Below are 8,047 nucleotides of genomic sequence, written 5' to 3'. Positions count from 1 at the left end.
GCAAATCCCATTTCTGCGGACGCAGGATTTCGTCGCGGTTGAACTGCGCGGAGTCGCCCTTGTCGACCGCCGCCATCATGTCGTCCCACGAGGAGGGGAAGGCGATTTCGCCGCCGTAATATTCGTAGACGACGCGCGCCGCGGAAGGCGCCCGCGCATTGATGATGTGGTTGGCGTTGCCGGCGGTATTGCGCAGCGTTTCGGAAAAATGGTGGTCGAAGACGAGGTGGGCGCCGGGTACGTAGGGCAGGTTGGTCGTGATGTCGCGGTCGGTGATCTCGATTTTCCCGTCCTGCATGTCCTTGGGATGGACGAACTTGATGTCGTCGATCATGTCGAGGTGCCTGAGCAGGACCGCGCAGACCAGTCCGTCGAAATCGCTGCGGGTAACCAGCCGGTATTTCTGATCCTGTTCAGCCATGAGATGTCTCCTGATTGCTGTCTCGTTGTTGTACATGCTGTCGGGAAATATTACGCCCGGCGGGGCCGCCGAACAAGCGCCATGTTCTGGTACAGTGCCGCATGGCTAAAATCTCATTGGATCGCGTCCTGCAATCGCAGGGCTTCGGCAGCAGGAAATACTGCCGTGAACTGATTGCCGACGGCGAGGTGTCGATCGGCGGCGTCACCATGGACGACTACCGCACGAGCGTCGAGACGCAGGGACTGGTGTTCAGCATCTTCGACGAAGAATGGGAATACCGCGAACACGTCTACCTCGCGCTCAACAAGCCGCCGGGTTACGAATGCTCGCGCAAGCCGAGCCATCATCCGGGCGTGCTCACGCTGCTGCCGGAGCAGTTCACCTGGCGCGATGTGCAGCCGGTCGGACGACTCGACCATGACACGACCGGTTTGCTGCTGCTCTCCGACGACGGCGCCTTCATCCATGCGCAGTCGTCGCCCAAGCGCCACGTGCCGAAGCTCTACCTGGCCACCACCGCCGAGCCGGTTACCGACGAACTCATCGCGCGCCTGCTCGATGGCGTGCAGCTGCATGACGAGCCGGCGCCAATCGCCGCGAAAACCTGCAGGCAGGTCGGCGAACGGCAGATCGAGATCGTGCTGGAGCAGGGCAAGTACCACCAGGTCAAGCGCATGCTGGCCGCGGCGGGCAATCATTGTGCTGCGTTGCAACGGACATCGATCGGACGATTGACGCTGTCGCAGCTCAATCTGGACGAGGGCGAGTGGTGCTTTCTCGATGCGGAACAGCTCGCGCAACTGATGCCTGAATGACAGCATTGCAAGACGCCGGATGTGGCTTTTTTGGCGTGCAATGACATGAGTCAACGAATCGCCTTTGATTCCTTTCGTGGGGAAGCGCGGCATGGGGGATTTGCGAATAATATATAGCCCATCGCAACACCCCTCTTGTCGACCGCATGGCAGAAAACGAATACAAGCGTCTTTTAATCGCGGCGAAGGAACGCGCGCTGACCGGACTTCTCTCCGTTGTGCAGCGCGCCATGCAGGATACGGACAAATACATCGTCGAACAGCTCTCGGAAGCAAGGTCCGGCCTCGACCATTCCACCCTCACTTCGGTACGCCATTTCCTGCGCCAGGACGGCAACGTCTTCCTGCGCCGCATGGACGAGCTTTACCGCAACAGCCTCGAGCGCGCAATGCAGACGATGTACGTCGACCTGCGCGCCGGCATGCGCAACAAGACGGCGAATGAACTGAGCCTGATCGACGACGACGCGGTCACGCACCAGATCGAAGTCGGCAAGCTGGCCGAGCGCATGCGCGATGCGAACGAGGAGCACATCGGCCGGCTGAATGTCATCATCGCGCAGCTGCATGGACAGCGCGAGGCCAAGGAGCGCGAGAATCCCTTCCGCCCCTATCTGCTGGCGCGCGCGCTCTACGAAGCGATCAAGGATACGGCCAACGACGAAACCAAGGCCCGCGTGCTGTTCGACCAGTTGTCCAACGCGCTTGCGCAGCACCTGCCCGGCTATTACCAGTCCATCCGCGAAGTCTTCGAGACCTCCGGCGTATTCGGCCGTTTCCAGGCGCAGCGTTCGCGTGCCGCCCACAACCAGCGCTACTTTGGCGCGCCGCCGATGGATCCGTCCATGGCCACGCGCGTCATGCCGGGGCTGCATCGCATGCTGGAATCGATGCAGGCTGGCGGAGCGAATGGCCCGCAGGGCGAATCGGTCGAGGATTTCATCCGCCAGATGTTCATGCCGTCGAGGTCGATTGGGTTCGGACTGGGCGGCGATCCGTTGAAGGTACGCGACTTCCCGCCCAATCCGCTGGTGGCGAAACTGAGCGACTTCCAGAGCAAGGCCGCCCGCAAGGAGCCGGTCGCCGCAGCGATCGAACCGGGGAAGAATGCCTTGCCCGCGCTGCGCGAACAGATGGGCCTCGACAATGCTTCGCCGACGGAGCGCATGACGGTCGACGTGGTGTCGATGCTGTTCGAATTCATTCTCACGGACGATCAGGTGACGCCCGAGATGCGCCGCCAGATCGGCCGCCTGCAGGTGCCGATCCTCAAGGCAGCCTTGCTCGACCAGGAGCTGATGCATGACGAGACGCATCCCGTGCGTCTGCTGCTCAACCGGCTCGGCACTGCCGCTGTTTCGGCTGACCCTGTGACGCCGGCAGGCCGGACGCTGACTGCGGAGATCGAGCGCGTGGTCGACAAGGTGCTCGCCGAGTTCGGTACCGATACCGCCGTGTTTGCGACCTGTGCGAACGAGTTCGAGGCCTTTCTCACCCGCTTCCTGCGCAAGGAGGATAACCTCGCGGCGCGCGGCATCGATGCAGTCGAGGATGCAGAACGCTTCAGCGTGCTGCTGACCAATGTGACCAAGGCGCTGTGCGATGTGTTGGTGCCGCTGAATGTCGACAAGCGCATTTCCGACGTCATCATCCTCGTCTGGCCGCATGTACTCGTGCATGCGGCATGGCAGGACAAACTCGCCAATATCGGCCAGGACGATGCGGCCGGCATGTTCCGGCAATTTCATTCGGCGCTGCCCGAGCTGGTGTGGAGCCTGCAGGAAAAATCGCCGCAGCAGCGCACCGCGCTCATCCGCCTGCTGCCGGACCTCGTCAAGCGGCTGCGCAAGGCGCTGGACATCATTCAGCTGCCGGAGGAAGACGCGAAGCAGATCCTCGACCAGCTGGTCGACATGCACACGCAAGTCCTGCGCGGCCAGCCCAAGCCCGGCGCGCCGGAACAGCTTTCGCTGGACGACCTGCGCAAGGAATTCGCGCGTGTGGCATTCAGCTGGGACCGCGCATCGTGGGAGCTGCCGGAACCGCCGGCTCCGCGCGAAGACATCATCCTGGAAATCTTCACCCGCCACGGCGCCAACGCCGACCTCAACCTCGGCGTCAATACCGTGTCCTCGACGGCGGCGGACCGCGATTTCCTGGCGCAGACTTACCTGCTCGGCACGCGTGTGGCCTTCCGCGGGCCGGACGGCGGCAAGATCGCCGGGCAGCTGGTCTGGATCAGCACGCATCGCTCGCTCTACCTGTTCAAGCAGGAAGGAAAGACGGCACTGGCGGTGTATTCGCCTGCGGCATTGCTTGAGGCCTTGCGCGCGGAAGCGATCATTCCGGTGGAATATGCGCCAGTGTTCGAACGCGCGGTGGAATCCCTGTTGTTCGGCGCGGGCTCCATCGCCAACGCCTGACCGGCGCTTACGCGAAATCCCGGCTCCTCGTCTCGAGGCTGCCAAGCAGGTGGGTCAGGTCTACCAGCCGCTTCGCCACCAGGTTCCGCACCTTGCCTTCGCACTGCCAGATGCCGAACACGCCCAGCAGGTGCGAGGCGAGCAATTCCTTGCGCTGGCTGTCGACCAGCGCCGGCCAGACGATCACATTCACCGGCCCGGTTTCATCCTCGATTGTGACGAACACGGTGCCGCTGGCGGTGGCGGGGCGCTGCCGCACGGTGACGAGGCCGCAGGCACGTGCAGGCTGGCGGTCGGCAAAGGTGTTGAGGACTTCTGCCGGCAGGAAGCGTCTTTTCAGAAGCAGCGGCCGCAACAGGGCCAGGGGATGGCGTCCCAGTGTCAGGCCGAGCGAGCGATAGTCGGCGGCGATGCTTTCGCCTTCGCCGAGGGCAGGCAGCTGTACTGTTTCTTCTTCCACCGGGGCCGTCTTCAGCAAGTCCTTGCCGGCTTCGGCCGCGACGGCATGCCATAGCGCCTGGCGCCGGTTCCCGGCCAGGCTTTCGAGGGCATTCGCATGGGCCAGCGCATGCAGGTCCTGGCGTGCCAGCTGCGCGCGCAGCGCGAGGTCGCTCATGCCGGAAAACGGGCGGATGGCACGTGCTTCCTCGATGCGCCAGGCGGCTTCCAGGGAGAGGCCGCGCACCATGTTCAGGCCGAGGCGGACGGTGGGCACGCCTTTATCCCCCGGCTCCAGCTTCACCTCCCAGTCGCTCTCCAGCACATCCACCGGCCGCACTTCCACCCCATGGCGCCGCGCATCCTGCACCAGCTGCGACGGCGCATAGAAACCCATGGGCTGGCTGTTGAGCAGGGCGGCAAGGAAGGCTGCCGGTTCATGACGCTTGAGCCAGGAGCTGACATAGGCCAGCAGCGCGAAACTCGCGGCATGGCTTTCAGGGAAACCGTATTCGGCAAACCCCTCGATCTGCTTGATGATGGCCGAGATGAACTCGGGTTTGTACTCCCTTTCGATCATGCCCGCCGTGAGTTTTTCCTTGAACCGTCCAAGGTCGCCCTTGCGCCGCCATGCTGCCATCGAGCGCCGCAACTGGTCCGCTTCGCTGGCGGTGAAGCCGGCCGCCAGCATTGCGATCTGCATCACCTGTTCCTGGAAAATCGGGATGCCGAAAGTGCGCTCCAGCGCCGGCTTGATGTCGTCCTTCGGATACGTCACCGGTTCCAGTCCCTGCCGCCGCCGCAGGTAGGGATGCACCATGCCGCCCTGGATCGGTCCCGGGCGCACGATCGCCACCTGCACCACGAGGTCGTAGAACTCCTTCGGCTTGAGCCGCGGCAGCATGGTCATCTGCGCGCGGCTTTCGATCTGGAACACGCCGACGGTGTCGGCTTCCTGGATCATCGCGTAGGTCTCCGGGTCTTCCGGCGGGATGTCCTGCATGCGGAACGGCTCGCCGTGCCAGTCGCCGATGAGGTCGAGCGCGCGGCGGATCATGGAGAGCATGCCGAGCGCGAGGATGTCGACTTTCAGCAGGCCCAGCGCATCGAGGTCGTCCTTGTCCCATTGCACCACGCTGCGGTCGGGCATGGCGGCATTCTCGATGGGCACCAGCCGCGACAGCTTGCCGCGCGCGATCACGAAGCCGCCGGGATGCTGGGACAGGTGGCGCGGAAAGCGCATCAGCTTTTCGGCGATGTCCGCCCATAGACTGGCGATCGGCGACGCGGGATCCATGCCGCATTCCGCGAAGCGTTCCGCCAGGCCGGTCTTGCCGTCCCACCAGCGGTGCGACTTGGCGATCCTGTCGACGATGGGCAGGTCCACGCCGAGCGCCTTGCCGACGTCGCGCAGCACGCTGCGCGGCTTGTAGCTGATGACGACCGCGGTCAGCGCGGCGCGCAGGCGGCCGTATTTTGCATAGATGTACTGGATGACTTCCTCGCGCCGCTGGTGCTCGAAATCGACATCGATGTCGGGCGGCTCGTTGCGTTCCTTCGAGATGAAGCGCTCGAACAGGGTGTGGCTGCGCGATGGATCGACCTCGGTGATGCCGAGGCAATAGCAGACGGTGGAGTTGGCCGCAGAACCGCGGCCCTGGCAGAGGATCTCCCGGCTGCGCGCGAAGCTGACGATGTCGTACACCGTGAGGAAGTAGGGCTCGTAGGACAGCTCTGTGATCAGCGCGAGTTCGTGTTCGATCTGTTCCTGCACGATGGCGGGAATGCCCTGCGGATAGCGGCGGTGCGCGCCGGTCCAGGTTTCCTGGCACAGGTAACCGGACGGCGTCTGGCCGGCGGGTACCAGTTCGTCCGGATATTCGTAGCGCAGTTCGTCCAGAGAGAAGGTGCATTGCTGTGCGATCCGCACCGTCTCCGCCAGCGCGGCCGGGGAGTAGATGTTTCCCAGACGCAGCCGCGAGCGCAGGTGCTGCTCGGCATTGGGCGCGAGGTCGTAACCGCATTCCGATACCGGCCTGCCGATGCGAATGGCAGTGAGGACGTCCTGCAGCGGCTTGCGGGAGCGGACATGCATGCACACATCGCCGGTAGCGGCGATGGGCAGCGCGTATTCCTGCGCGGCCTGTTCGACGGCGGCGCGGTGCTGATCGTCTCCCGTGCGGTGCAACAGCGTCATGGCCAACCAGGCACGGCCGGGGAAAGTGTCCCGCAACCACTGCGCCTGTGTTCGCAACGTGTCGATCCCGGTGCCGTGTTCCGGCGCGAGGAGTGCCAGGCAGTGCGACACGCCGCGCAGGTGGGCGGCGGCGGGTTCGGGGCAGGCCAGGTCTTCCGGTGTCAGGTGGTAGGCGCCTTTGCCTGCCCGCATGCGGGCCAGGGTGATCAGTTCCGACAGGTTGCCGTAGCCTTCACGATTCTGAGCAAGCAGGATCAGCGTGAAGGCGGCATCTCCATGCGCGAGCCGGAACTGGCTGCCGACCAGCAGGTGCAGGTTGAGCCGCTTGGCTTCCACATGCGCGCGCACCACGCCCGCGAGCGAGCATTCATCCGTGATCGCCAGCGCCGCATAGCCGAGGCTGGCTGCGCGCGCGGCCAGTTCCTCCGCGTGCGAGGCGCCGCGCAGGAAGGTGAAGTTGCTGACGCATTGCAGTTCAGCATAATCGGGAAGGACGGCCGTGGACATGATGTGCTTATCCAAACAGGCCTTGCAGGAACCAGCACACTTCTTCCCCCATCCGTTCGCGGTAGATCCAGTAGCAGCCCCGGTCTCCCTGCGCCACGAAATAGTCGCGCACCACCAGTTGCCCGTCCCACCAGCCGCACTCGATCCGCTCCGGTCCCTTGACCAGCCGCAGGGGCGACTCATAGAACGGCCGGTGGTCGCGCACCATCAGGGCAATCGGCGTTTCCAGCATCCAGAAGGGACGCTCGAGATGCGGTGGCGGGGGCGCGGGACGGGTGACGGTGGTCGCGGGTACCCAGGCATTGCACACTTCCGGCCGGTGGTCCGCGCGCGGCGACGGTGCGAGTACGCTGCGGTCGCCCAGCCGTGCGGTCAGCAGTTCCAGCAGGCGGTGATAGTCGGCGGGCGAACTTCCGGGATCGGGAAACAGCGATCCGCTGGGCGCTTCCATCGGGCTGACGTGGTCGGCCTGCAGCCGCAGGCCGATGACGGGCGCGGCCAGTTCGAGGCGCGCCAGCCTTTCCCTGAGCAGCAGGGTGAGATGTTCTTCATGCCATGCCGCATCGGCCAGCGCGATCTCGACGGACGTGGGCGGGATCGCGCTGCGGCCGCGTTCATGCTGCAGCAGCAGGACGAAGCGGGACACCGCGAGCTGCTGCGCGACCAGCCAGCCGGTCATCTGCAGCAGCAGCCGGCGCGCGGCAAACAGCATGGCTTCCGCATGCTCGATGCGGTCGGGCAGTTCCAGCTGCGCGGAGAAGGTTTTGGGCGCCTGCACCCATTCGAACAGTTCCGGCGTGTGGCCATAGGCGCGGTCCAGTCCATCGAGCACTTCCTTGCCGCAACGGCGCTGCAGGCCTGCGCGCGGCAGCCTTCGCAGGTCGGCAAAGGTGCGGCAGCCGATGCCTTCCAGCCATTCCTGCCAGGGCCGCAGCCCGGGCAGCAGTGTGCAGCGCAGGGCATCGAGGCGGCGCACCATGGTCTCCATGCGCACCGTGCGGCGCAGCGCATTCCGGCGCTCGGTGCGATAGCGCGCGAGCAGCCATGCGCCCTGGGCGGTCGGCGCCATGCCGAGCTGCGGCGTGAAACCGAGCGTATCGATACTGGACTGCACCAGGCGGCAGAGCGCGCGGCGTCCCTTGAAGACGCGCAGGCTGGCGGTGACGTCGAGCAGCAAGCTGGCTTCCTCGGCCAGCGCTACTTCCGGCGTGTACTGGAGCAGCGCGAGCGCGATGCTGTCCAG

4 protein-coding genes and 1 pseudogene are annotated in these 8,047 nt (G+C 64.8%); 2 read left to right on the top strand and 3 right to left on the bottom strand.

The genetic code is table 11. The features are described 5' to 3' along the window. A pseudogene (locus AYR66_RS05805) lies at window positions 1–421 on the bottom strand (exopolyphosphatase); the annotation flags it as partial. A 101-nt stretch (window positions 422–522) separates the two neighbouring features. Between AYR66_RS05805 and AYR66_RS05800 the strand changes: the two are divergent. Both AYR66_RS05800 and AYR66_RS05795 read left to right on the top strand, forming a co-directional pair. Next, complete coding sequence (locus AYR66_RS05800; protein ID WP_088706736.1) at window positions 523–1,239, top strand: pseudouridine synthase; 717 nt, start codon at window positions 523–525, stop codon at window positions 1,237–1,239. Between the two features lie 146 nt (window positions 1,240–1,385). Then, window positions 1,386–3,662 (top strand): DUF1631 family protein, encoded by a 2,277-nt coding sequence (locus tag AYR66_RS05795; RefSeq protein ID WP_088706735.1) that lies wholly within the window; start codon window positions 1,386–1,388, stop codon window positions 3,660–3,662. A 7-nt stretch (window positions 3,663–3,669) separates the two neighbouring features. Here AYR66_RS05795 and AYR66_RS05790 read toward each other — a convergent pair whose 3' ends face one another. Together AYR66_RS05790 and AYR66_RS29365 are read right to left on the bottom strand one after the other, a co-directional pair. After that, window positions 3,670–6,804 carry an error-prone DNA polymerase gene (locus AYR66_RS05790; protein ID WP_088709625.1) on the bottom strand — a complete coding sequence of 1,045 codons (3,135 nt, stop codon included), beginning with the start codon at window positions 6,802–6,804 and terminating at the stop codon, window positions 3,670–3,672. A 7-nt stretch (window positions 6,805–6,811) separates the two neighbouring features. Next, window positions 6,812–8,047, bottom strand: a 1,236-nt coding sequence (locus AYR66_RS29365; protein WP_206047073.1) for a Y-family DNA polymerase, incomplete at its 5' end; no start/stop codon positions are given.

This window comes from Noviherbaspirillum denitrificans (assembly GCF_002211445.1).
Taxonomy (GTDB): Bacteria; Pseudomonadota; Gammaproteobacteria; order Burkholderiales; family Burkholderiaceae_D; genus Noviherbaspirillum; species Noviherbaspirillum denitrificans.
Note: the sequence above shows the minus strand (reverse complement) of the source record. Positions and strands in the feature narration are given on the sequence as shown.

Coding starts and splice junctions, on each gene's coding strand:
- AYR66_RS05800 (WP_088706736.1), top strand. CDS start 523: ATGGCTAAAATCTCATTGGATCGCGTCCTGCAATCGCAGGGCTTCGGC.
- AYR66_RS05795 (WP_088706735.1), top strand. CDS start 1,386: ATGGCAGAAAACGAATACAAGCGTCTTTTAATCGCGGCGAAGGAACGC.
- AYR66_RS05790 (WP_088709625.1), bottom strand. CDS start 6,804: ATGTCCACGGCCGTCCTTCCCGATTATGCTGAACTGCAATGCGTCAGC.